General features: G+C 56.4%; 21 protein-coding genes. 13 read left to right on the plus strand and 8 right to left on the minus strand.

From position 1 onward, the window contains the following. Positions 1 to 190 precede the first annotated feature (190 nt). Both maiA and WN982_RS40590 read right to left on the minus strand, forming a co-directional pair. On the minus strand, positions 191 to 835 hold the full coding sequence (maiA, locus tag WN982_RS40585) for a maleylacetoacetate isomerase (protein WP_341317563.1): 645 nt from the start codon (positions 833 to 835) through the stop codon (positions 191 to 193). A 34-nt stretch (positions 836 to 869) separates the two neighbouring features. After that, complete coding sequence (locus tag WN982_RS40590) at positions 870 to 2,123, minus strand: flavin-dependent oxidoreductase (RefSeq protein ID WP_341317564.1); 1,254 nt, start codon at positions 2,121 to 2,123, stop codon at positions 870 to 872. A gap of 580 nt (positions 2,124 to 2,703) precedes the next feature. On the opposite strand from WN982_RS40590, the gene gtdA reads away from it, so the two are divergent. From gtdA to WN982_RS40610, 4 genes are all read left to right on the plus strand, one after another. Next, the gene (gene gtdA / locus WN982_RS40595) at positions 2,704 to 3,759 is read left to right on the plus strand and encodes a gentisate 1,2-dioxygenase (RefSeq protein WP_341317565.1); all 1,056 of its coding nucleotides are present in this window, start codon (positions 2,704 to 2,706) and stop codon (positions 3,757 to 3,759) included. 56 nt (positions 3,760 to 3,815) lie between these two features. Next, entirely contained in the window at positions 3,816 to 4,514 is a 699-nt protein-coding gene (locus WN982_RS40600; RefSeq protein ID WP_341317566.1) for a fumarylacetoacetate hydrolase family protein, read from the plus strand. A gap of 48 nt (positions 4,515 to 4,562) precedes the next feature. Continuing rightward, positions 4,563 to 5,138 (plus strand): MarR family transcriptional regulator, encoded by a 576-nt coding sequence (locus WN982_RS40605; protein ID WP_341317567.1) that lies wholly within the window; start codon positions 4,563 to 4,565, stop codon positions 5,136 to 5,138. A gap of 696 nt (positions 5,139 to 5,834) precedes the next feature. After that, positions 5,835 to 6,011 carry a hypothetical protein gene (locus tag WN982_RS40610; RefSeq protein WP_341317568.1) on the plus strand — a complete coding sequence of 59 codons (177 nt, stop codon included), beginning with the start codon at positions 5,835 to 5,837 and terminating at the stop codon, positions 6,009 to 6,011. 399 nt (positions 6,012 to 6,410) lie between these two features. On the opposite strand, the gene WN982_RS40615 is transcribed toward WN982_RS40610, so the two are convergent. From WN982_RS40615 to WN982_RS40635, 5 genes are all read right to left on the minus strand, one after another. Continuing rightward, positions 6,411 to 7,406: a hydroxymethylglutaryl-CoA lyase gene (locus tag WN982_RS40615; RefSeq protein ID WP_341317569.1), complete on the minus strand. Its 996-nt coding sequence runs from the start codon at positions 7,404 to 7,406 to the stop codon at positions 6,411 to 6,413. Next, positions 7,403 to 8,620: a CoA transferase gene (locus WN982_RS40620; protein ID WP_341317570.1), complete on the minus strand. Its 1,218-nt coding sequence runs from the start codon at positions 8,618 to 8,620 to the stop codon at positions 7,403 to 7,405. Before WN982_RS40620 ends, WN982_RS40615 begins: the two co-directional genes overlap by 4 nt. Before the next feature lie 80 nt (positions 8,621 to 8,700). Then, positions 8,701 to 9,339, minus strand: coding sequence for a 3-isopropylmalate dehydratase small subunit (leuD, locus tag WN982_RS40625; RefSeq protein ID WP_341317571.1), 639 nt, complete (start codon positions 9,337 to 9,339; stop codon positions 8,701 to 8,703). After that, on the minus strand, positions 9,339 to 10,772 hold the full coding sequence (gene leuC, locus WN982_RS40630) for a 3-isopropylmalate dehydratase large subunit (protein WP_341317572.1): 1,434 nt from the start codon (positions 10,770 to 10,772) through the stop codon (positions 9,339 to 9,341). Before leuC ends, leuD begins: the two co-directional genes overlap by 1 nt. A 200-nt stretch (positions 10,773 to 10,972) precedes the next feature. Continuing rightward, positions 10,973 to 11,890 (minus strand): LysR substrate-binding domain-containing protein, encoded by a 918-nt coding sequence (locus tag WN982_RS40635; RefSeq protein WP_341317573.1) that lies wholly within the window; start codon positions 11,888 to 11,890, stop codon positions 10,973 to 10,975. A 635-nt stretch (positions 11,891 to 12,525) separates the two neighbouring features. On the opposite strand from WN982_RS40635, the gene WN982_RS40640 reads away from it, so the two are divergent. From WN982_RS40640 to WN982_RS40675, 8 genes are all read left to right on the plus strand, one after another. Further along, the gene (locus WN982_RS40640; protein ID WP_341317574.1) at positions 12,526 to 13,485 is read left to right on the plus strand and encodes a YCF48-related protein; all 960 of its coding nucleotides are present in this window, start codon (positions 12,526 to 12,528) and stop codon (positions 13,483 to 13,485) included. Positions 13,486 to 13,538: 53 nt separating this feature from the next. Continuing rightward, a complete protein-coding gene (locus tag WN982_RS40645; RefSeq protein WP_341317575.1) occupies positions 13,539 to 15,923 on the plus strand; it encodes an MMPL family transporter in 2,385 nt (794 codons plus the stop codon). A 460-nt stretch (positions 15,924 to 16,383) separates the two neighbouring features. Continuing rightward, on the plus strand, positions 16,384 to 17,553 hold the full coding sequence (locus WN982_RS40650) for a DUF1302 family protein (protein ID WP_341317576.1): 1,170 nt from the start codon (positions 16,384 to 16,386) through the stop codon (positions 17,551 to 17,553). 19 nt (positions 17,554 to 17,572) lie between these two features. Further along, positions 17,573 to 18,829, plus strand: coding sequence for a DUF1329 domain-containing protein (locus WN982_RS40655; RefSeq protein ID WP_341317577.1), 1,257 nt, complete (start codon positions 17,573 to 17,575; stop codon positions 18,827 to 18,829). Positions 18,830 to 18,919: 90 nt separating this feature from the next. Continuing rightward, positions 18,920 to 19,882: an alpha/beta hydrolase gene (locus WN982_RS40660; protein WP_341317578.1), complete on the plus strand. Its 963-nt coding sequence runs from the start codon at positions 18,920 to 18,922 to the stop codon at positions 19,880 to 19,882. Between the two features lie 234 nt (positions 19,883 to 20,116). Next, a complete protein-coding gene (locus tag WN982_RS40665) occupies positions 20,117 to 21,088 on the plus strand; it encodes a VOC family protein (protein WP_341317579.1) in 972 nt (323 codons plus the stop codon). Between the two features lie 113 nt (positions 21,089 to 21,201). Then, entirely contained in the window at positions 21,202 to 22,017 is an 816-nt protein-coding gene (locus WN982_RS40670; RefSeq protein WP_341317580.1) for an SDR family NAD(P)-dependent oxidoreductase, read from the plus strand. Positions 22,018 to 22,278: 261 nt separating this feature from the next. Continuing rightward, on the plus strand, positions 22,279 to 23,397 hold the full coding sequence (locus tag WN982_RS40675; RefSeq protein ID WP_341317581.1) for a porin: 1,119 nt from the start codon (positions 22,279 to 22,281) through the stop codon (positions 23,395 to 23,397). An 87-nt stretch (positions 23,398 to 23,484) separates the two neighbouring features. Here the strand turns inward: WN982_RS40675 and WN982_RS40680 are convergent, their stop codons facing one another. Further along, positions 23,485 to 23,832 (minus strand): winged helix-turn-helix domain-containing protein, encoded by a 348-nt coding sequence (locus WN982_RS40680; protein WP_341317582.1) that lies wholly within the window; start codon positions 23,830 to 23,832, stop codon positions 23,485 to 23,487. 97 nt (positions 23,833 to 23,929) lie between these two features. Between WN982_RS40680 and WN982_RS40685 the strand changes: the two genes are divergently transcribed. Beyond that, positions 23,930 to 24,484, plus strand: coding sequence for a hypothetical protein (locus WN982_RS40685; protein WP_341317583.1), 555 nt, complete (start codon positions 23,930 to 23,932; stop codon positions 24,482 to 24,484). Positions 24,485 to 24,560: the final 76 nt, after the last annotated feature.

Below are 24,560 nucleotides of genomic sequence, written 5' to 3' on the forward strand. Positions count from 1 at the left end.
GCTCTTCCATTTGACCGAGAGATGCGCTCGGACTACATGTAGGGTGATCTCTGTCAGTCGGGCAGATCAATAGCAGAGAAGACCGCCGCAACGAAGGGGGGATGACGATACGTTGAGACGTTGGACCTGCATCGTCATCCACCTTCCGGTATGCAGAAATGGCTGGCCATTCGCCGCCATTCTGCTCACGTCATTCCGTATCGGGCTGGCGAGACGGATGGGCGTCTCGGAATGCATCAAGCGCTTCGCAGTTCCGTTCAATTGCTGCCAGCGTCGGATACTCAGCAATATCGACACCAAACCGGCGAGCGTTGAAAGCTTGCGGCACAAAACAGCAATCGGCAATGGTCGGCTTATCGCCGAAACAGAACGCGCCGCGCGTCGGCGAGGTGCTCAACTGCCGCTCGAGGGCCGTCAACCCCGTGTGAAGCCAATGGGTGATCCACGTTTGCTTCTGCGTTTCGTCTAGTCCAAGCGTACCTGTCAGAAACTTGAGCACACGTAGATTGTTCAGGGGATGCATCTCGCACGCGATATATTGCGACAACTCGCGTACAGCGGCGCGGTCTTTCGATGCGTACGGCAACAGCGGCGTTTGAGGGTGCGTTTCCTCCAGATATTCGAGGATCGCAAGCGATTGCGACACACGGCTGACGCCATCGTCAAGCATCGGTACAAGGGCTTGAGGATTCAGTGAGAGGAACTCTTCCGAGAATTGTTCGCCACCATTTCGATTCAGATGGATTGGCAGATACTCGTACTCGAGTCCCTTCAGGTTGCAGGCAATGCGAACCCGATACGAGGACGAACTGCGGAAATAGTTGTATAGCTTCATACCTGTTTGTCCTTTTATAGCGAACCCGTGCGCTTCAGCCGGCCGTCTTTAGTTCATCAAGCGTGTAGCCTGCGACAGCTTTGTACTGGCTCGTGATGTCGGTCAATTCCTGCGGTGAAATCACGTTATGGATTGACTCGAAGGGCTGACCGCTTGTCCTTTCATGGACTACCTGGAGGATTTTGTCGGGCGGAGCTTTGCGGTTCGTAAGCACGACAGCGTTGGTCGCCTGGCGACGCTCGTCGTCGTATGAATCCAGCGCAGTTTGATTGACGCCAAATTCCTGGAATTTGGCGGTCAACACGTCAGCATCGACGATTGCCTGGCCGGCGCCGTTGGAGCCGCGTGGAACCATCGGGTGTGCTGCATCGCCCAAAAGAGTCACTCGGCCGAATGTCCAGCGCGGCAATGGGTCCTGGTCAACCATTGGGAACTCGAGCACATTGGTGGTTGCCTTGATCATTCCGGCGACATCGAGCCAGTCGAAGTTCCATTTCTCGAACGCCGGATAAAACTCCTCAAGGCGGCCTTGCCCGTTCCAGTCCCGCTTCGCGGGCTGCGGAGCATTCAGTTCCGCCACCCAGTTGACAAGCTGATTGCCGGCTTCGTCGACGTTGTTGCGAATCGGATAGATGACCATCTTGCCCACACCCGGAACGAGCGCGCCGGCCCGTACCATCGTCGCGCCGCTGAGGAACGGCTTCCATTTCACAGCACCCCGCCACATGTTGATACCGGAATATCGCGGAGCACCTTCATCGGGATAGAACTGCTTTCGAATCGCCGAGTGCAGGCCGTCGCACGCGATTACCACGGAACTTCGAACGGAGCTTGCATTGCCAGCCGCATCGACGAAGTTGCACTGTGCGCCGTTCGCATCGGACTCCGCCCCGACACATTTGCGGTCGAGGACGACCGCATCAGCTCCAAGTCGCTCAAGGACGACTTCCAGCAACGTCAGCTGGAGATCTCCTCGATGAATCGAAAATTGCGGCGTGTCGTATCCAGCGGCCGTGCCGACGGCCTCGGAATGGATCAGTTGACCATATTGATTGAAAAACGACGCTTCCTGAGTTAGCACGCTCTTCGCCGCCAGGCGGTCATTGACACCGAGTCGACCAAGTACGCGCGTCGCGTGGGGGAGCACGTTGATGCCTACGCCAAGTGGTTTGATCTCGGGAGCGGCTTCGTAGACTCGGCATTGAATGCCTGCGTCGTGCAGCGCAAGCGCCAAGGTGAGACCGCCAACGCCGGCGCCGACGATCAGGACGTCACAATCATTTCTCATGTTTCTTCCAAGTGTCCAAGGGTGGATGTGACGCCCGATAAAAATACGCAGACGTCTGCGTATATTCTAGTTTTCGTGTCCTGAGAATGTCAAGGATGATCGGTGCAGCTCCCAACAGCCCTGACTTTGCGTCATACAAGAGCATCTTCGTAGCGATCAAAAAATAAATGGCAGACGTCTGCGTAAATGACTATGATAGCGATAAGCCTTGCCTGAACCTGTCTGTATCTGGTGCAGTCAAGGAACCAGGCACGGCGCCCAGGGGACTGTCTTAAGAGCGGTTTTCCGACGCGCCTTTGTGTTTTCGCGATGCGTGCTAGCGGGTGCACGTTGTGTGGTGCAGGTTCGTCACAGTGAATGATTGGGGTATGACCTGGGTTTTGACTGTGCAGACCGATGTGTCTACCCGAACCAAGGGGCTGTTGCTGAGCTGATGCTTGGGCATTTCCGCGCAGTACGCATGGTGACGCCGCACCCGGGGCGTCTTTGGTGTGCTGAGTGCCAGCTCTACGTGGACTGGCAACTGCCGTCAACACATCGGCGGTGGGTAGCTCGGGCTTACAAATAGAGACTTTTAAACATGAATATTTCGACAGAAGTCGGCATTTCCCGGAAAGCGTTCTACGACGAAATCCGGGACATCAATCTGAGTCCGCTGTGGGAGGCTCTGCATAACCTCGTTCCGTCGAAGCCGAATGGGCAGTGCGTGCCGGAACTGTGGAAGTGGGACGATGTGGCCCCTCACATTGAGCGTGCGGGGCGGCTCATTACGGCGGAAGAGGCCGTCCGCCGGGTTTTGGTGCTGGAGAATCCGGCACTACCTGGCCAATACAGTGTGACGAACTCCCTGTATGCCGGGCTGCAACTGATTCTCCCGGGTGAAACTGCTCCGCCACATCGGCACGTACAAAGCGCGTTGCGATTCATTGTGGATGGCAAAGGCGCTTATACGGCGGTAGACGGCGAGCGGACCACCATGTCGCCAGGGGACTTCATCATTACGCCGAGCTGGACCTGGCACGATCACGGGAACGAGGGCATTGATGGCGACATTCAACCTGTAGTGTGGCTTGACGGGTTGGACATACCGATGGTTCGATTCTTCGACGCTGGATTCCAGGAGAGCAGCGACGAACGTTCGCAAACGGTTACGCGAGCCGAAGGAAATTCGTTCGCGAAGTTCGGTTACAACATGGCGCCGGTGAACCATGTCGTGTCCAGCGCCACATCGCCGATCTTCAGCTACCCGTATGAGCGCACGCGAGAGGCGCTTGACACGTTGTACCGCCAGCTTGAGATCGATTTGTGGCATGGGGTCAAGTTGCGATACGTCAATCCGGCAACTGGCGGCTGGCCGATGCCCACCATTGGGACCTTCATGCAGTTGATCCCGAAGGGGTTCAATACCAAGCCATTCCGCTCAACAGATGGAGCAGTCTTTTCCGTGGTCGAAGGGAAAGGTCGTGTCAAGGTCGGCGAAAAGGTCTTTGAGTTCGGCCCCAAAGACCACTTTGTTATCCCCTCTTGGCATACGTACAGTTTCGAGGCGGATGAGGAGTTGGTTCTGTTCAGCTTCTCGGATCGTCCGGTACAGGTCGCCCTGAACATCCTGCGTGAAGAACGCCTTGAGCCTTGAGCGCCGGCGGCGCGGCAACCACCGATGACTTCAGAATTCTTTCAAGCGAGCAAACGATGAGCTATCTGTTTTCCCCATCCCCGACCGTTGGCGTTCCTGTTCTCGGCGGCGATCAACAATTCCCGGTCCGACGTGTCTATTGTGTCGGTCGTAACTATGCAGCGCATGCGCGGGAGATGGGCTTTGACCCTGACCGTGAACCGCCGTTTTTCTTCTGCAAGCCCGCCGACGCTGTCGTGTACGTTGCAGCAGGGGAAACAGGTTCCTTTCCCTATCCGTCAGAGACCACGAATTGTCACTACGAGGTTGAACTCGTGGCGGCAATCGGCACCGGCGGGAAAAACATTTCTGTGGAATCTGCTCTTTCCCATGTCTACGGCTATGCACTCGGGCTAGACATGACACGGCGTGATTTGCAGATGGAGATGCGTAAAATGGGACGCCCTTGGGATATCGGCAAGGCGTTCGATTTTTCGGCGCCGATTGGTCCGATTGTGCCTGCCGACAAGGTTGGTGACCTTGCGGAGGCGATACTCACGCTGGACGTGAACGGCGAACGCAAGCAGCAGGCTAAGATTGGCCAACTAATTTGGTCCGTGGCGGAGACAGTCGCTTACCTTTCGCGTTACTTCGAGTTGGTCCCGGGCGACCTCATTTATACTGGTACACCCGAGGGAGTCGGCGCTGTCGTTGCTGGTGACACGATGGTTGCCGGCCTGTCGGGATTCGACGATCTGTCTGTCAAGGTCGTCTAACGCTCCGACGACGATTCTGGCCGGGTTTGTCTGGCCAGAGTCGGCCTCTTGTCCACAACCTGTCTTGAGCGGCTGATTCCAAATGCCGGTTTCCATCTCATGAAAGCACAGCGAGCAGAACCAGACAATTCGAGCGACGCGCTCGAGCAGCTTTATTCCCGTCCTGGGTTCATGATCCGTCGCGCGCACCAGATTTCGATCGATATTTTTATCGAGGCATCTCGCGCTCTTGATATCACGCCAAGCCAGTACGGCGTAATGTTTGTGCTGCGACACTCCGGCCCGTCGAGTCAGATTGGCATCGCGCGTTTGCTCGGGCTGGATCGCTCAACCACTGCGCTCGTTGTGAAAAATTTGACGGAAAGAGGTCTTCTGACGAAAGCCCAAAGCGAGACCGACGCGCGCAAGACGGAGATTATGTTGAGCGCAGAAGGTCGGCGGGTATTGCGGCGCGCCGATGTTCTGGCTGACCGGTCCAAGGAGGCGCTCATGGCGGCTTTCTCAAAAGACGAGGCCGCACAGTTTGTGTCGTTGCTGAGCAAATTTGTAGCGCACTTCAACGACACGACTCGTGTGAGTATTTCGAATGGTGCAAGTGAAGTGACGTTGGCCAGCGAAACTTGAGCGGGCCGAAAATTTGACGACGTGCTGGATAGCCGGCACAAGATCGCGGTTTGGTTTTACGGTGCGCGGTTGTTTGCGCCGGCTCACTCGACCGGCTTCACTTGCAGCAGTTCAAATACCTGTTGAAGCACGCCCGTTTGCCGCCACGTTATATACCGTCCATAGACTGTTTGCTGTGGCGGAAAACGGGAGGGCAGTCTGTGCCATTTCTCGCCCGCTTTTTGTATCCAGAGGATTGCGTCCAGTGTGGCTCGATTGTCGCGAGGAGGGCGTCCGCGCGACGCGCTCAGATCGCCGAAACAGATGTTTGATGAGTTCCCACTTGGAATCCGAAAGATGAAAATCGAGCATTGATATCTCCGGTCGCTCCCCAGCGACATGGGGCAACCCACCGGCATAAGGCTGTGATGCAAAGCTACAAGCCGAGGAAATATCATGCAATGCCTGCTCGTGAATACACACAATTCATATATCGAAGATTGGTGGCGCTTCGTTCATTGGGACGCACCGCGCCATGTGTGACGCTGCGGAAGCACTCAGCCGCGTTGCGCTGTGAGTGGGGATTGAGTGGCGGCAGAACAGGAAGCGGATTTCACTCCGCGCGAATGGCCAAATTCAGTTTCACAACGGACCGTCGCGCGAACCCGTCATCGAAGCTGCCTTTTTGTGAGCGATTGCGTGAAATGGAGCGCTGCGATGGACATCCTGAAATTGGCGAAAGACGCGGGCATGCTAGTGGTGCTGGACGGCCGCATCGGAAAGGAAGAGTACAGAAGTGTTCACGGATCGGAGCAGGCGTTCCGTCGGTTTGCCGACGCATTGTGTGAGTTGGCCGAGCATGAAGTCCTCAGTGAAAGTACGCGATCGAAATGATCAATTTGTCGCTCGATTGAGATGCCCGGACGGCGCTCTTTTCGGCGAGTCGATCGCTAGCAGGAGAATGACACGATGTCTTCCAAAACAGTTGTCAACCAAGGTGAACAAGGTGCACTGGGTGGCCCGGTGAATCCGAACACCGATTCAGATACAGAAGTCCGCCAGGAGACCCGACGCAGATCTTCGGCGCCGCCGGCCACCCATAGCTGGGCGTGGGCGCGAGATCGTGACCGATATGACTGGATGGATTGGCACAGTTTCTCTGACTATCAAGGCTAGGCAATGCTGGTGCGGCGAGACAATTGGAGTCGTCCTTCCCGGTTAATGTGGTCCGTTTGGCTCGCGCACCGCTCGGCCTTCGTCAGGCACTGCAGCGTGCTGACGAAGGCAAAGCAATTAACGGAGTGTCTCGGGCAGTCGTTCGCGATTCAACGCGCGTTCCCGTATGGCGGGGAGATCGGTCGGGGCAGCGTGCAAATCAAGTCGTCTCCCTGCTTTGACAATCTGGCTAGGAATGTCGTGACCTAGCAGCGAGGGCAGGCGGGTCGACGCCAGAGTCAACGCTTCGAGATTCACGCCAGTGTTGTAGCCCATTAGTTCAAGCGCATGCACGATTTCCTCGCTGCAGACATTCCCACTGGCACCCGGCGCATAAGGGCACCCGCCAATGCCACCGATCGAGGCATCGAAGCGCCTCGCACCAGAGCCAATTGCCGCGAGAACGTTCGCGAGACCCATTCCGCGAGTGTTGTGAAAGTGCAGGGTTAGCTCGGTGCCAGGCCAGTGCCGTGCAAACAACTCCGTTAGCCGCGCTACCTGACCTGGATAGGCCATGCCCGTTGTATCGCAAAGCGTCACGCCGCGTGCGCCTGTTTCTTCGATGAAACGGCTCGACCATTCAAGCACCGTTTCCTCGGAAACGTCGCCTTCCATCGGACAGCCGAACGCGCAAGATAGTGAGATGTTGACCGGAATCTTCACAATGTCTGCAAGGCGGGAAACCTGCCGAAGACTACGATATGACTGCTCTCTGGTCATGCGGAGATTAGAAAGATTGTGACTCTCACTGGCGGACATCACCAGATTCAGTTCGTCCGCGTGTCCGTCAATGGCCCGCTCCGCGCCTCGCACGTTTGGTACGAGCGCCGCGTATGTGACACCGGGCGCTCGTTCAATTTCGCGCATGACTATTTCGGCATCGCGCAGAGCGGGGATGGCTCGTGCGGAAACAAATGCAGTAACTTCGATTTTGCTCAGACCGGTTTGGGACAGGGCGTTAATGAGGCTAATCTTCTCTGCGGTTGGAACGAAGGCTGATTCGGCCTGAAGGCCGTCTCGAGGGCCGACTTCATTCATGTAAATCCGTTGATGGTTACCGTTCCAGATGCTCATGCGACAGATCCTTTTGCGCGGAGGTCGGATATCTCCTGATCCGATAGTCCGATTTGACGCAGCACCTCGTTCGTGTCGTCGCCAAGTTTAGGCGCTGAGGACCGGATGGAGCCCGGCGTGCCCATCAATTTCGGAACGATTCCCGGAACGTCGATTGCATCGCCATCCCGTGTCACCTGGCGCAATATCATGTCGCGCTCTCGATAGTGCGGGTCTTCCGAGATGTCCTTGGCCGTATAAACCTTGCCGGCTGGGACGCCTGCTGCCGTGAGTATCTCGAGGGCAGTTGCGACGGTGCGTTCGACAGTCCAGGTCTCGATAGCCAGGTCCAGTTCAGCCACTCGCGCAACGCGCCCCGCATTGTCCGCGAGATCTGACTGTGATCCGAGGTCTTCGCGGCCGATAGCTGCCATCAACCGTCTGAAGATGCTGTCACCGTTTCCGGCAATCAGGACAAAGCCGTCTACGCACCTATACGCATTCGACGGTGCAATGCCGGGCAATGCGCTGCCCGCCGCATCGCGGACGGCGCCGAACGCGCTGTATTCCGGAATCAGACTTTCCATCACGTTGAATACAGCCTCGTGCAGCGCGACGTCGATGACCTGTCCCTTGCCGCCGTTGACATCACGGTGATACAGCGCCGTCAGAACGCCGACCGCCCCGTGCAGCGCCGCGAGCGTGTCGCCTATCGAAATACCGCAGCGAACGGGGACGCGTCCTGGCTCACCAGTAAGATGACGCAGGCCACCCATTGCTTCTCCGATAACACCGAAACCGGGTAGGTCACGGTACGGCCCCGTCTGCCCGTACCCCGAGACGCGCAGCATAATCAGCCGAGGGTTGATTGCCGAAAGCTGTTCATATCCCAAACCCCAGCCTTCGAGCGTTCCAGGGCGGAAATTTTCAATCAGCACATCGGCGTCCGCAATCAACTTGCGAGCGATTTCCTGTCCTTCCTCCCTGCGCAGGTCGAGTGCAATCGAGCGCTTGTTCCTCGATTGGACTTGCCACCAGACAGACGTGCCATCCTTCATCATTCTCCAGTTGCGCAGTGGGTCACCTGCCCCGGGAGACTCGATCTTGATCACATCCGCGCCGAATTCGCCAAGCGTTTTGGCGGCAAATGGGCCTGCAATGAGCTGACCCATTTCAATCACGCGAACTCCGTGTAGCGCGACTGGGGAGGTTGGGAGGGGAAGTTCGGCACTCATGTTCGTGATTTTCCTCGACGTTTCTGTGACTCGCGATGCGCGCGAAACATATGTTTGACGGACGCTTACGCTTCCGGAGTTCAACCGAAAAGCCACGGCTCATCGATACAGCGGGCCTGTTCGTACGCCCGTATCCGGTCTGCCTGTTGGAGCGTCAACGTGACGTCGTCCAGACCATGAAGCAGTCGGTGCTTGCGCTCGGCATCTATTTCAAACGCAATGGCATCTGAGCCTTCTGGAATGACCTGCTGAGAGGCGAGATTCACCGTTATCCGAAGCCCTGGATGGTTCTCCGCCAGGTCGAACAGATGCTGTACCGTCGCAGCTTCCAGCACGATTGGCAAAATGCCATTCTTGAAACAGTTGCCATAGAAGATATCGGCGAAGCTCGGTGCTATCAATGCGCGAATACCGAAGTCCGACAAGGCCCATGGGGCGTGCTCGCGACTGGAGCCGCAGCCGAAGTTGTCGCGCGTCAGCAGCACCTGGGCGCCCTGGTAGCGTGCGAGGTTCAGCACGAATTCGGGATTTACCTGCCGGGTTGACGCATCCTGCCCCGGTTCGCCATGATCCAGATAGCGCCACTCGTCGAACAGGTTAATTCCAAACCCGGTGCGACGAATTGATTTCATGAACTGCTTCGGCAGGATCGCGTCTGTGTCAACGTTTGCTCGGTCGAGCGGTGCCATTGGCGAATTGACTTGGGTAAACGGTTGCATTACGAACCTCTTTTGCGAACGTCGACGAAGTGCCCGGCAATAGCGGCGGCAGCGGCCATCGCCGGACTCACGAGATGGCTGCGCCCCCCGGGTCCCTGTCGACCCTCGAAATTTCTATTCGACGTGGAAGCGCAACGCTCGCCTGGGCCAAGGCGGTCGTCATTCATTCCCAGGCACATTGAGCAGCCGGGCTCACGCCATTCGAAACCGGCTTCCTTGAATACAACATCAAGCCCCTCGGCCTCTGCCTGGGCCTTAACGAGTCCCGATCCCGGGACGACGAGGGCGAGTTGGATGTTAGACGCGACTCGCTTGCCCTTCGCAACTGCGGCAGCTGCACGTAGGTCTTCAATGCGGCCGTTTGTGCACGAGCCGATGAATACCTTGTCGAGCGCAATGGTTTGGACCGGAGTGCCAGGCTCAAGGTGCATGTAGGAAAGGGCTCGCAGCATGTCTGCTCGCTTGACAGGGTCCTGTTCATCCGATGGATACGGAACGTGACCGTCGACCGTAGTGACCATCTCGGGGGACGTCCCCCAGGTCACCATCGGTTGCACTTTCCCGGCATCAATCTCCACAACCTTGTCGAAGTGCGCACCTTCGTCACTGACTAGCGTGCGCCAGTAGGCGACGGCCGCGTCCCAATTTTCCTCGCGCGGGGCAAATTTGCGGCCCCTTATGTAGTCTATGGTTGTATCGTCGACGGCTATCATGCCGACTCGGGCACCTGCCTCGATTGCCATATTGCACAACGTCATCCGTCCCTCCATTGACAACGCCTGAATGGCTGCGCCTGAAAATTCGATTGCGTAGCCGGTGCCACCCGCAGTACCGATCTGCCCAATCAACGAGAGGACCAGATCTTTTGCCGTGACGCCGTCGGGCAACTCACCGTTGACGCGCACAAGCATGGATTTCATCTTCGCGACCGACAGACATTGAGTCGCCAGCACATGCTCTACCTCAGAAGTGCCAACACCAAATGCCAGCGCTGCGAAAGCGCCGTGGGTGCTCGTGTGGGAATCACCCGCCACGACTGTCATGCCAGGCAGTGTCGCCCCCTGTTCCGGACCAACGACGTGAATGATTCCCTGGTTTGGGTTGGTCAGGCCGTAGGCGGTGATGCCGAACTCGTTGCAATTGATGTCGAGTTGTCTGACCTGGGTTCGTGACATGGGGTCTTCAATCGAATCGACGCTCACCCGCTCAGACGCGATAGTAGGCACATTGTGGTCGGCCGCCGCCAGCACAGTCTCTGGGCGCCAGGCCTTTCGGCCCGATAATCGAAGTGCCTCGAAGGCTTGGGGGCTGGTCACCTCATAGACGAGGTGCCGGTCGACATAGAGAAGTGAGGAGCCACCGACGGTCTCGGTAACGACATGCCGTTTCCACAGCTTTTCAAAAAGCGTGCGGGGCAGGTTCTCGTGTTCCATTCTGTATCTCCGGATAGTCTGGGGCGCCCTTTTGGCGGCATGCATCTCGTCGCATCAGAAGATCGGACACCGTATTGACGGTGCACTGGACCGGAGGCGGGTCTTGCGATTGTCCGTGTCAAGACGTGCCGCAGGAATCCGGTTATTTCAGAACGAGCCTTCGCGAAATACGAAAGCCACGTCGGGAAAATACCTAGACCCTAGTCTGGACTTATCGCGCCAGGAGCGTCGCCAACCAGATGTCCTACCAGCAGTCGCGCGGGTTTTTGCAGCGCGGTGAGATCGCGCGCGCCGATTATCAGTTGGCGCTCAGCCCACAGCTCTGTCAGTTTGATCTTTCGTAAGCCCATAGATCGTAGGTGAGGGCGTACCGCAGCTTCAGGCAGCACGGCAACTCCGAGACCTGCCGCCACCATGAGGCACATGGCGTCGAAACTGCGCACCTGAATACGAAGCTTTAGCCGCTTGCCGGCGGATCTCGTCGCAAGCTCAAGTCGCTCTGCAAGTGAAGTCTCGCGCGCGAGGCTGACAAAGTCGAAATCAAGCGCTTCGTCGAAGGAGATTGATTTCTTAGCCGCAAGCGGATGCCCATAAGGGACGACAAGTACCAGCCTGTCCTTCCGATAAGGAATGGTCTGTAATCCAAGTGTCGGTATCCCATCAGCGAATATGCCGAAGTCCGCACGGCCATTGGCCACGGCCATGGTGACCTGCTCGCTATTCTGTTCCTCCAGTTCGATGCGAATGTTGGGGTTTGCAGCTGTGAAGGCGGCTATTTCGGTCGGCAGGAACTGGGTGATGGCGGACGTGTTTGCCCACAATTTGACAACACCAAAGACACCGGCGGCGTAGTCAGACAGATCCGCTGCGAGCAGATCGACGTCAGCGAGGATACGTTGTGCGTGGCGATGCAGTGCGTCGCCTGCAGCAGTGAGCGTGATGCCACGCGAGTGGCGTTCGAAAAGCTCGGTTGCTACCGCTGCCTCGAGATCGGCGATGCGTTTGCTAGCTGCGGCAACGGCGAGGTGCGCGAGGTCCGCGCCCTTGCTTATGCTCCCGCTCCTCACGATTAACGTGAAAAGCGACAATGAAACCAGGTCCAACCGATGCAGATTCATGTTCAATGCTCGGGCGTTGGCAACGCGCCAATTATGACTGCTGTTTGCAGAGAGAGTTTTTTGAAAGCCACAGAGAACGATGAGAACTTGATTTCGAAGGGAATCGATTCGTTGTCAGATTTGGTCTCCTTAGTCCTGTAAAGATTGATGAAAAAATTCCCGTTGAGGCAAGTGCCAATCTTGAAAGCCGACGCTTAAAGACGGGGCCGCCTGGTACGTCTACCGCGTCACAGGAAGGTGTCTTTGACGGGGCAAGATTTGATCTAATTGCGACGCTGCAGCGTCTTGCAAACCTAAGAAAAAATCTCTTGAAGCAAGCGTTAACCCGAACTCACGGGATCCCAGAAAACCCTTATTTGATAACGCGCATTTATATCTTGGAACAACGGCGCATCCATCGACACGAGTACATCAACGCGCAAGAATGACCACAGACTTCGCAATTTAGCCCGATCGTGGAATGTCTGTGGATACGTCGTCCAAGCCTCCTTTATCAGGAGGGTTGCCGGGCGTGCTTCATGTATGCGGGTTCGCATATCGTCCCTTGAGAGGGCCGTGATGTCATGGGTGAACGCCTGTTTGCTATTGCCCCGATCAGCTGAACTCGGGACTACCAACCAACCCAACTAGAAATCATGCAACGATTTGCAAGAACCGTGCTCTCAATCCTCCCGCTGGTGATTATCGGAGGCTTGCTGTACGCAGCATTTTTTGTGAAACCGACGGTTGGCGCGAACCGCGTTCAGCCTCCGGCGGTTCAGCGCGGTGAATTCATCTACGGCATCGCGTCGTCACCATCGGGCGTCGTCTTGGGCGCGGGAAGCGGAGGAAAGATCTGGCGTACCGTTGACCTCGGTAAATCGATGACAGTTACGCAATCGCCGACTACAGCGAATTTGCAGGACATCGCTGCATGGAGCAACAGCGAAGCTGTGGCGGTGGGCGATGCAGGAGCGGTCATTGTGACGAGGAACTCCGGTCAATCCTGGACGCCAGTCAAAGTGACTTTGTCTTCAATCGCGAACAAGCTGATTCGGGTACGCATCTTTGATGATGGCAACGCGTGGATTGTTGGTGAAATGGGAGCGGCGCTCCGGTCGACTGATCGCGGCGCGACGTGGAATCGCATGACGCCCGAAGAAGATAAAGCGTGGAACGACGTCTTTGTCAGCGGGGACAGAGTCTGGCTGGTGGGCGAGTTCGGGCGTATTAGCGAGTCGAAAGATGCAGGCCACACCTGGACCAATATTGCAAGTCCGGTGAAGAGCAGCCTCATGGCGATCACATTCCGCGACGAGCAGCACGGTGTCGCAGTCGGTGTCGACGGCGCGGTTGTTACCACTATTGATGGTGGCGACACGTGGACAGCGGTTCGTCCGATGTCTACCGGTCATCTGTTTGATCTTGCTTGGAATGGAAAGCAATGGCTCGCGGTTGGAGAGAGGGGTGTTCTCCTGATTGGCGATGCGACGGTCACGAACTGGCGGGTGTCGCGGGTATCGCCCGACAATCGTCAATGGCACACCAAGATCATCCGTGAAGGGCAGCAATACCTTGCGTCAGGCGGCTCGCTGGACGTTGTTGACGCACGATAAGAATTCGCCAGGCGCGCCGATTTTCGCCTTTGAGCGGTGAACAGGAGACGAGTGTGAAGGACACGATTTTCAATGCATTGGAGAGCTTCGTCGAGTTCTGTATTCGACGTCGCATTTGGGTGGTCGCGATTCTCGGCTGTGTGACGGCGCTTATGAGCGTATTCGCATTTCAGGTCTCGATGAAGACTGACCTGGACGACCTGATGCCCCGCACGCATCCATACATTGGGATACACGAGCGCTTCAAACAGAGCTTTGGCGGCTCCAACATAGTCAGCATCATGCTGGAAGTGAAGCAGGGCGATATCTTTAAAAAGACGACACTGGAAAAGATTCAGAAAGTGACGCGCGAGTTGCAGCACGTCAACGGCGTGAACCAGTATCAGATCGTTTCGCTCGCATCCAAGAAAATCAAGGACATTCGTGGTTCGACAGACGGCATCGAGTTCGTGCCGTTGATGTGGCCTGACGTCCCGAAATCGGAGCAGGACATCGCGAGTCTGCGTAACGCCGTAATGAACAGCCCTCTGGTCTACGGGTCGTATGTTTCCCGAGATCTGAAGGCCGCGTTGATTACGGTCGACTTTTACGACAGTTCTGTCGACTATGAAACTGCATTTCGCCAGGTCAGCGCAATTGCTGACGGCGTCAAGGGTGATGGCGTCGAGGTGCATCTTACCGGTGCGCCGATATTGTTCGGATGGGTCAATCACTACCTGCCGGAAACACTGCTGATCTTCCTCCTGACGGTTGGTTTCCTGATTGTGCTGCTGTTTGTCAGCGCCCGCACCTGGCGTGGCACGGTGCTCCCGCTGTTAGCCGGTGTCGTCAGCGCAATATGGGCACTCGGCACGGCGCGGTTAGCGCACTTCAACGTCGATCCGCTGGTCATCGTAGTTGCATTCCTGATTACGGCCCGCTCGATCTCGCACTCGGTACAGCTGGTAACACGGTTCGACGACGAAATCACATCCGGCGAAGAGAGTGCCCGAGCGGCTGCGAAGGCAAGCATGTTGGCACTGTTGAAGCCGGGGATGCTTGGCGTCATTGCCGACGCCGGCTGCATGATTGTGGTGTTGTTGACGCCTATCGCGCTAATGCAGAAGGTTGCAATTATCGGAACGGTCTGGGTTTTGACGATTGCATTGAGCGCAGTCGTCCTGACGCCCGTTCTACTATCGTGGATCAAGCATCCGAAGCGATATGCACACCCTCTTGATATTTCACCAATCTTGCAGCGGATTCTCGACATATGCATCCGCATCGTAACTACGCGCTGGCGCTATACGGTCCTGATTGGAGCCACCGCAATCTTCGTCATATCGGGTGTCTACGCGTTCAACCTAACGGTTGGGGATGCAAATCCAGGGTCGCCAATTCTGTGGCAGGAGTCGGTCTATAACAAGGATGCCGAGGCGATCAATCGCAGGTTCCCAGGAGCCGACCGGATGTTCGTGGTGTTTGCCGGCAAGCAGGCCGGGGCGCTGAAGGACCCTCTTGTATTAAGCAACATCAATGAGTTCCAGAAGTTCATGGGCGCGCAGGCAGAAGTGGGAGCCAGTCTTTCCATCGCCGATGTCATCCCCGTTGTCAACAGGACATTGCATGAGGGAAATCCACGCTATTTGGCCTTCGGAAAGAACAAGGAGGAAAACGGTGAGTTGGCGTACATGCTGCAAAGCGGTTCTGAACCCGGTGATATGGACCGCTTCGTCGACCCTCAGTACCAGAACGGTTCGGTGACGCTGTTCTTCCGCGATCATCAGGGGCAGACAATTCGTACTGCAATTGCTCGCATCAAGGAATTCTCGCAGGCGCACCAGATCGACCAGGGTGAATACAAACTAGCTGGCGGAATGGTGGGCGTACTTGCTGCGGTCAATGAAGTACTGTTGTCTGGACAAGTGGAAAGTATTGCCTTCGCCCTTCTGGTGCTAGTGGCCTGCTGTGCTGTGGCCTATCGTTCGATGATAGCCGGCATTTTCTTTATGGTGCCGGTAGTGCTTGCCAATACGCTGACCTTCAGCATCATGGCGGCTAAAGGCATTGGCATGAACATCAACACAGTTCCCGTAGCAGCACTTGGCATTGGACTTGGCGTCGATTACGCGTTCTATATCGTCGACGGAATCAAGGAAGACCTCCACCATCACGGCCACAACGATCTGACGCGAGCCATCACGCGCTCGCTGAACACTGCGGGGCGTGGCGTACTCATCACAGCCTCGACCTTGATTGTGAGCGTCGTGCTGTGGAGCTTCTCTTCGCTCAGATTTCAGGCGGAAATGGCGACGTTGATGGCAATCTGGCTGGCCATCTCGGCAGGCAGCGCGTTATTCATCATGCCAGCGATGGTCTATGTCTTCCGTCCAAAATTCGTGGTCGGCACGTCACACCATGCAAAACCCGTGACGACGCACGCGGGCTATACGGTCTGAAACGAGAGCAGGTGTTGTAGTAGTAGAGGGGACACAAGACGTGTCTGACAAATATAAATAGGACTACTAGGAGAAATAAGTGAGAAATTGGAGGAGAAAGAGGATTGACTCGCTCAGGATTGCAGCGCTCGTGGCCGCATCCGGTTGCTCGGGCTACGCATTCTCGGCGGATCCGCCAGCCGACCCGGTGAGTGATGCCGCCTCGAGTGAATACTCCTTCCGGATGGGGGGATTCGTTAGAACTTGGGCAGCGATGAATCTGCAGAATCATCCGGAGACGGGAGGTGGTCAGGGAGAACTGTCAATGCTGCGAGGGTCCGTCGAGTTAAACGCGGACGCGAAGACGGGACCTTTTCGCTGGACTGTGGTTGGACGCGCAGACCGAGAGGTACTTACGTCCTACGGGAAGCAGTTGCAGGATCAGGTCCGAACAAACTCACCCGGTGGGCCCGGGAGCAGCATGCTCGGCCTCTACGACCAAACCCAGCTTCGTGAGTACTACGTTGACTTTGACGTTGGGCCACGCGTGCATTTTCGCCTGGGTAAGCAGGAGGTTGCTTGGGGGGAGACGGACTTCTTCCATCCGACAGACCTGATCAACGGATATGACTATCGCTGGCGCTCTTTCCTGGAGCGAGACAACGACGAGTTGCGAAAGCCACTCATCATGGCGAATGGCAACTTCGATGTTCCAGCCCTGAACGGTTCACTCCAACTGCTGGTCCGCCCCGGTATTGACCAGCTAGCCGACATCGGCAACACGTACGATCTCTCGGGCGGTCGTTGGGCGCAGCAGCCGAATAAGGGCATTGATTTTCTCGCCCCCGGCGGCCTGACGACAAATTATCGCCATCGCTACGGCAATGCGACCGACGTCACGGGTGGAGCGCGATGGACAGGTATTTGGGGTTCTGCCAACTACGCGATCTCCTATTTGAATACTTATCACCCGGACCCGATCGTGAACTCGGCTTTCGTGCCGTGGGGTGAGAAGCCAAAGGGCAGGCTTGGCGACTTCATTTTTCCGAAGATGAATGTGTTTGGCGCCAGCATCAGTAATGAGATTCCGGCAATCGGTTCAGTCGTGGCGGCTGAGGTGGCCTATCAGAACAACGTTGCCTACAACGTCGGAAGCAATTTCCTGGACGGTGCGTTGCCCGGCTTTGGCGGCGTTATGACGAAGGATGTCGTCGTTACGTCTCTGCGTATCGACAAGCAGCTTCGCCTAATGCAGCTGTTAGGTACGAGCGAAGACACTCTCACGTCGCTCCAGTTGTTCGATACGTGGATTCAGAACTTTCACGATTCCGATGATCTGGTCTATCAGGCGGGTTACGGGAAGAAGGCAAAACGCCATACGACGCTGCTGACGGGATTCTTCACGCTGAACTACATGAATAGCCGGCTTAACCCTGGGCTCGCGGCAGGCATGGACGTGACCAATGGCGACGCGTTCGTCATTCCAAGCGTCGAATACAAGGTCGGCAATCATTGGCGCTTTCTGGCCGAGGCGGACATCTTTTTCCCACGGCATCAGAAGTATCCCGGGCAGATTGAACAATCGATGGGCCCGCTTGGCGGCTTTGCCAACAACGATCAATTCATGATTCGAGCGACATACCAGTTCTGACTCGACAAGGAGACATACGATGAATAAGTTTCACAAGGTTGCGCGTCAAATCGTTTCCCTATCGCTGCTGGTCGCAGCGACCGGGGCGATTGCAGGGGAGGTTCCATCAGGTACCGTTGTTGATAAATCAAACATTGACGCGGTAAAGAACGACACGTTCGACGGACATACTATTGCGAGCCTGCTTACCGACAAGGTTGAGTGGCAGATTCGGAACTGGAACCTGAAGATTACCCTCGACCATGCCAAACCCATTCCGGCGGAGCCGCGCCTTGTCGAGGCGACAAAAACCTATTCGAATCAAGTGAAGTTTGATTCCAAAAGCAAGGAAGTCACAGGCTATGTCGCCGGCGTGCCATTCCCTGACATCCAGGCCAGTGATCCGGACGCGGGATTCAAGGTGATGTGGAACTTTTACTACGCGCCACGCGAAGGGGACACCGTCTACAACGATTCTTTTATTCTCGGGATCAATGGCAATAGCGGTCTCGAAACCAAGCAGGCGTGGATCTATCAGCGGTATTACTTCAAGAATCGGCTGCTTGACAAGCAACCTACGGTGGGTGACGGATCTGTAGCGGCCAAGACATTCCTGCTGGCCCAGTACCCAGAAGACATCAAGGGCATCGGCACATTCACTGTTCGTTCTGATTCTGCCAAATTCGAGGATACCTGGGCGTATCTGAAATCTGCGCGGCGTGCGCGCAGGCTGTCGGGCGGCGCATGGATGGATCCCATCGGTGGCTCGGACATCCTCGGCGACGACAATAACGTATTTAACGCACGGCCGAGTTGGTACAAGAATTTCAAGCTGGTTGGCAAGCGCTGGATTCTGGCAGTGACCGACGGGAAGAAGGACAACCGAGTCGCCTCCAAGTCGGGGACACCTGACGAATTCCCGACTATTGACCTGAAAAATCCCCCTTACTGGAACCCGCTTCAAAAGTGGCAGCCTCGCGAAGTTTACGTCATTGAGGCGACGCCGCCGGACGAGCATCCGTATAGCAAGCGCGTCATGTACGTCGACGTAGACACCTTCCGACCGTGGTACTCAGAAAACTACGACAAGAAAGGCGAGTTCTGGAAGTTCACGATGTCCGAGATGCGCTCCGGCGTATCGGAGGGTGGCCAGAAAGTGCTGATCTACACGGGATTCGACGTTATCGACTTCAAGGCGCGTCACGCCTCGATTGTTCCGATCATGGGCCGTTCGGACCCGGGTGGCATAACGGAAGACCACTGGTCGCTGAGTAACCTTGAGCAGTTGGCGAAGTAAGCCACTAAAGCTACGGCGCTCGTGTGCTAAGCGCCGGAAGGAAATTGTGTATATGTCTTTCATGCGCGACCGTTACAAAGAGGGCTCGCTATGACTCGTCCTTGGATCGACACCCTGAAGCATGCTGTCGGCTACGGTTCTGTTCACGATGTACCTAAGCTGCCACTCGGCTTCATCGACGTATTCGAAAGCTACTTCGTTCCGGCAAATGGCCTCAACCTGCACGCAGTCATAGGCGGAAAGGGAGCTCCGCTTTTACTGCTCGCCGGGTGGCCGCAGAACTGGTTCGCCTGGCGGTACATGATGTTACCGCTTGCAAAGTCATTTACCGTCATCGCGGTCGATCCGCGCGGCGTGGGTCTTTCGGATAAGCCGACGAGTGGCTACGACTCCAGGACGCTGTCGGCTGACATGTTCGCGTTGATGGATACCCTCGGTTATGGGCGTTTCGCCATGGCCGGCCACGATATCGGCATGTGGACAGGCTTCGCGATGGCTGCTGACCAGCCAGGCCGGATTGAGCGCATCGCTTTGGGCGAAGCAATTATTCCAGGCGTATCAGATTCGCCACCGTTGCTTTCGGACGATCGCTGGCTGAGCGACTTGCTTTGGCATTTCAATTTCAACCGTGCTCGCGAGGTCAACGAACGTCTGGTGGAGGGTCGTGAGGAAATCTATTTTGGCCATCAATTTTCCAGCAAAGCCGGGTCGCCGGATGCGGTTCCAGCCTACGCCCGATCCTTTTACATTGAGCAGCTCAAGCGCGACCCGCAAGCATTGCGCGCCAGCTTCGACTATTACCGGGCCATCGATGAATCAATCCCCCAGAACCGCGAGCGGCTCACGAGGGCCAAGCTTACCTTGCCGGTGTTGGCTTTCGCCGGCGAACTGTGCTGCGGCGGCCTCGTCGAGGTTGAGCTAAGGACCGTAGCCGAGAACGTGCAGTCGGCGATTATTGCCGGCGCCGGTCATTACCCTGCTGAAGAGAAGCCAGAAGCCACTCTCAAATCGCTACAGGACTTCTTCGCGCCTTACGGTGACAGCTACATCTAGGCGCGGTATCTATGGCGCTACTCATCAAAGATGACGCAGGCAGGACCCGCCCGCGTGCCTGCGTGTAGCAGCACGGTGGTCGGCAAGTTTAGTAGGGCGGCGCCGTTCCGTTGCGCGTGGCATTTACGTGGCCGGGAGTACGACCACCTCAGTCACTCGTGACGCTGTGGTCGTACTCTGGAATACAGTAAAGATAACCTGGTGTCGGCTGACATTGAAAACGAGGTAAAGCAGATGGAAGCTGTGAAATCGAACGGTGCTGTTTCCTTGATTCAGATTGCACTGAACACAATTGACCTACCGGGTTCGCTTCGCTTCTATGCGGAAATATTCGGGTTTGTGAATGGAGGAGGGATACCGATATGGGGCGGTCCCATGCAGTTACAGGGTCTTGACTCCAGTGCGCGCGGAATGATGTGGTGGCTCGTCGGGCAGCAGAAATTCTTTCAGCTTGAGATATTTCAGCATACCCGCCCCGAACAAAGGCTTCAGCCCGCTGACTGGCGGCCTTCTGATCACGGCTGGACGCGGTTTGGCATTTCAGTGTCCGATATCGACTCTGTGCGGACTGGACTGGCCCTCTGGGGCATTACACCCCTCGGAGAATTGACGGACGCGAATGGAACGTGTCGTCTCGCATTCCGTGATCCATTTGTCGGGGCAATCGTAGAGGTCATGGAATTGCCCAATGAGGCTGGCACTAACCGCAGTAATAGTACCGACGCAGCTGTAGTCTACGCGAGCTTTTCCGTGGCCGATCTTGAAGATGCTCGCACGTTCTATGGAGAGGTCCTGGGCTTCGCTCTTACAGCTCGGGACAGCTTGCACGGACCAGAGCATGAAGCGCTCTGGGGCCTCGCCGGCGCAAAGGTTGATGGCTTTGTCGTCGAATGCGGTCAGGTTCGAGTTGAGGTGGTGCATTACGCGGAGCCAAACGGACGACCGAAACCCGCGAACTACCAAATCTGCGATCAGGGCATTATGAACGTTGCACTCGGCTCCCGGGACATTGCAACAATCGAGGCACTTGTGCAGCGAGTACGTGCGTTTGACATACACACGACGCCGCCATTCGAGGGAGACGGGTCGCTGGTGACCTATCTTACGGAACCAAATCGTGAAGTGGAGATTATTTCGCTTCCCGAAGTGATCGACGCTGAGTGGGGATTCGTTGCATCCAAGCCCTTTCTCGGGTTGGACGCTTAAGGGTTTTACCGACAATCAGGTTGAGTGATTCCAGTCTCTTGCGGTTGTGTCTTGCTGCAGACTAAAGCGGACCTCAAGAGAAAATCTAGCTACAGTGGAAGGGAGTTAATGGTATGAAAAACGATGGGAGCTTCAGCAGCGCTTCGGTTTCGGGCCGACTGGCTGGGAAGGTAGCAGTAGTAACCGGCGCGGGCGGCGGTCAAGGGCAGGCTGCGGCGCTGCTCTTCGCACAGGCGGGCGCAACGGTTGTCGCCTGCGAGATCAACCCCAAGGGCGTGGAAGTGACGAAAAAGATCGTGTCCGAGCAGTCGCTCAACGTGGAGATCGCACAGGTCAACGCCGCCGACGAGGCCGAAGTCAAGGCTTGGATCGACGAGGCGGCGGCACGCCATGGGGCTATCGATATCCTCTACAACAACGCAGGGCACACGCATTTTGCGCCGTTCGGCGAGATGTCGCTCGAACAGTGGCGCGAGACGATGCGATACGAGCTCGACATCGTATTCATTCCCACGCGCGCCGTCTGGTCGCATCTCGTTGCGCGGGGCGGTGGGTCGATCATCAATATCGCGTCGGTCTCCGGCATGAGGGGGTCCGAGTTCCTCGGCGCAGCCGCGCACGCAACGGGCAAGAGTGGGATCATTGGCTTCACCCGCCAACTCGCGCTTGAGGGTGCACCGCATTGGATTCGGGCCAACTCCATATCTCCGGGACCCATCGTCACACCGGTGACGCAAGCGCTGCTGGAGACCAGCAAGGAGTTCAACTCTTGCTTCAACGGCTGGCCAATGCTCGCCCGCACCGGTCGCACGGCCGATGTCGCCTTCGCTGGGCTGTATCTCGCTTCGGACGAATCCTCGTTCGTTACGGGCGCGAACCTTACCGTGGACGGCGGCTGGTCAGCCAAGGGCGGTTTCACGCCTCATTGAGTGGAGGCAAAAATCTCATTGGCCATTGGTCGCTGAGCGATCTCGAGAAGTTGGCGAATTAAGTCGATGGCACGACGAGTGCGACAACGCGTAGCGCCGGGACGACCTTACGGGTTGTCCCGGTGCGCTTTCGTTGGGTGGTGTTCGACTACGATTGATGTTTTGAAACGGCCTGCTAGGTTATCATCTCGCCCGCTGCACATTAGCCGCACCATCATCCAGCGGCTTGACCGGAAATAGCGGGGATTGCACTTGAGAAAAATGAGGATTGCTGCGGCGGTCGTCGGCATTGCAACTGCGTTGACTTGCCAGCCTGCTTCGGCCCAGAGTTCGGTTACGTTGTACGGCATGACGGAAATAACGCTACGTTATCTGACCAATGATGACGCACGGAATGACAGCAGACTGTTCATGGCGAATGGCGCCATTATCAACAGTCATGTTGGGCTGCGCGGTATGGAAGACCTTGGCAACGGTCTGAAGGCGACCTATCAACTCGAAAGCAACTTCAATCCGGAGGACGGTACGCTCAGCGACAGCGGCCGGTTCTTCGGCAGTACGGCGAATGTGGGTCTTTCAGGTAGTTTCGGCACGGTGACGCTGGGCCGCCAGAACACGCCGCTCTTCGATAAGCTTGTCACGACCTACGACCCGTTGACCTACGCCAATTACCCAGAAAATTCGTGGCTGCCGTATGCACTTGGTGCGGGACTTTCGGCGGACAACTCGATTAAGTACGTTGGCGAGTTCGATGGTTTGTACGTGGGAGCGATCTACTCGACGGGCGGCAACTACGAGTGGAGTGGTGCTAACGGCTTTTCTGGTCAGATTCCAGGTCACCTTGCGGCTGGCAATCTGTACGGCTTACTCGCCTCGTACGTGCTTGGTTCGGTCAGTATGGGAGTGGGCACGCAGCAGGTCCGCGACAACTCGAACAACAGGCAGGCGCTTTATCACGTGGATGCGGCTTACGCGTCGGGTTCTATGAAATTTTATGCTGGCTATATGCATTCGCAGGACAATACCGGGCTTGTCGATGTGCTGCTTGCCGAACAGCCGATCTCCGACATCGGCCAATTCAAAAACACGAACCGCATCGACGATGGGCCATTCGGGGGCATAGCCTGGCGGGTGACCGCGCCACTTTTGCTGTCGGGTGCATTCTATTATGACCACATGCGTAACGCGGCGACCACCAGCAATATGCTGGGCAGCGGGACTCGCTATACCGTTGTCGCACTGGTCGAGTACTCGCTATCGAAGCGCTCCGAGCTATACGGCACGGTCGATTTCAACCGGGTGAACGGTGCTGCAACGGTGGAGCTGCCGGGGCGCAGCAATCAGACTGGCGTTGCGATCGGGATGCGGAGTTTTTTTTGACGTGCGTAAATGCGAACGAGGCGGCTCTCACGGAATCAGGTGCCTCGGAACCCAAACTGTCGGTTAAACCGACAAAGGGAGGGCTGTTCAGGTGCCTTTCGCTGCCTTGGCGAAGGCTTCGGCGAGCTTGTCGAAGTGTCGAAGCGCAGCCGGGGTGAGTTCGATCTGCTTGCGACGCGCGTCCTCGGTATCGCTGAGTATTAGCCAGCCTTTTTCGCGCATCGACGTGATGCGGGCGTGAAGTGTTGCGGGTGAACCGAGTCCGCTTTGAGCCATCATGTCCCGGACGGAAAGTCGGTCGTTTTTCTGCATTACGCGGGCAACGAATTCGAGGATTTTTTCTTCTAGCGGATCAAGCGCAGGAAGCGAAGGCAGGCCACGCAGTGCTTCGGTCAGTTGCAGGAATCGGAGGTAGATATCAGCAGGGCGTGTCATTGGCTACGCTCGGTCGCATTCAATTGCAAGACAAATCGTAAGCTTGTCGAGCTATTATGCCGCCCATTCAAAGTAGGGCCATAGGGATTCTATCAGAATGTCTAGCTTACGGTTGCATTACGCTTCAGTTGTTGGTACCGCAGTGGTGTTTGTCCTGTCGCTCTGGATCAATCAGGAAGTCTTCACGCACACCGAGTTTGTGCGGGGCGTGAACTGGATCTATCTACCGTCAGGCGTCAGGCTTCTGAGCACTTTGCTATTAGGTGGCGATGGTGCGATTGGCCTGCTTCTGGCGAGCTGGCTCGTCGACTTCTTCTATTTTTTCCCACATGACCCCGTTCGCTCATTTGCGGGTGGCATTATCGCGACGGTTGCGCCTTACGCCGTGTACAGGTTGGCGCTGGAGCGCTACAACTTGCGTTCGTCTCTGACTAATCTCACAGCAAAGCGACTTCTCGTCCTAGCACTTGCGTATTCGACTGCAAACCCCCTGCTTCATCACATCTGGTTCTTCTTGCAAGGCGACACGCAGAACATCGTGAACCGGTTTTTCGCGATGTTCGTGGGTGACTTGGCCGGCGCGCTGATCATGCTGTATGCGATGAAGGGCATTCTGGCTCTGTTGCCGACGAAACGACAGGCGGGCGCCTAAAGCACGCGCACGAAAGAGGGGCCGTCGGACAAACGTCGCAGGCCAACCTTGTGATGTGTGGATTTAGTGGCCCTTT

The organism is Paraburkholderia sp. IMGN_8 (assembly GCF_038050405.1).
In the GTDB taxonomy this organism is placed as follows: domain Bacteria; phylum Pseudomonadota; class Gammaproteobacteria; order Burkholderiales; family Burkholderiaceae; genus Paraburkholderia.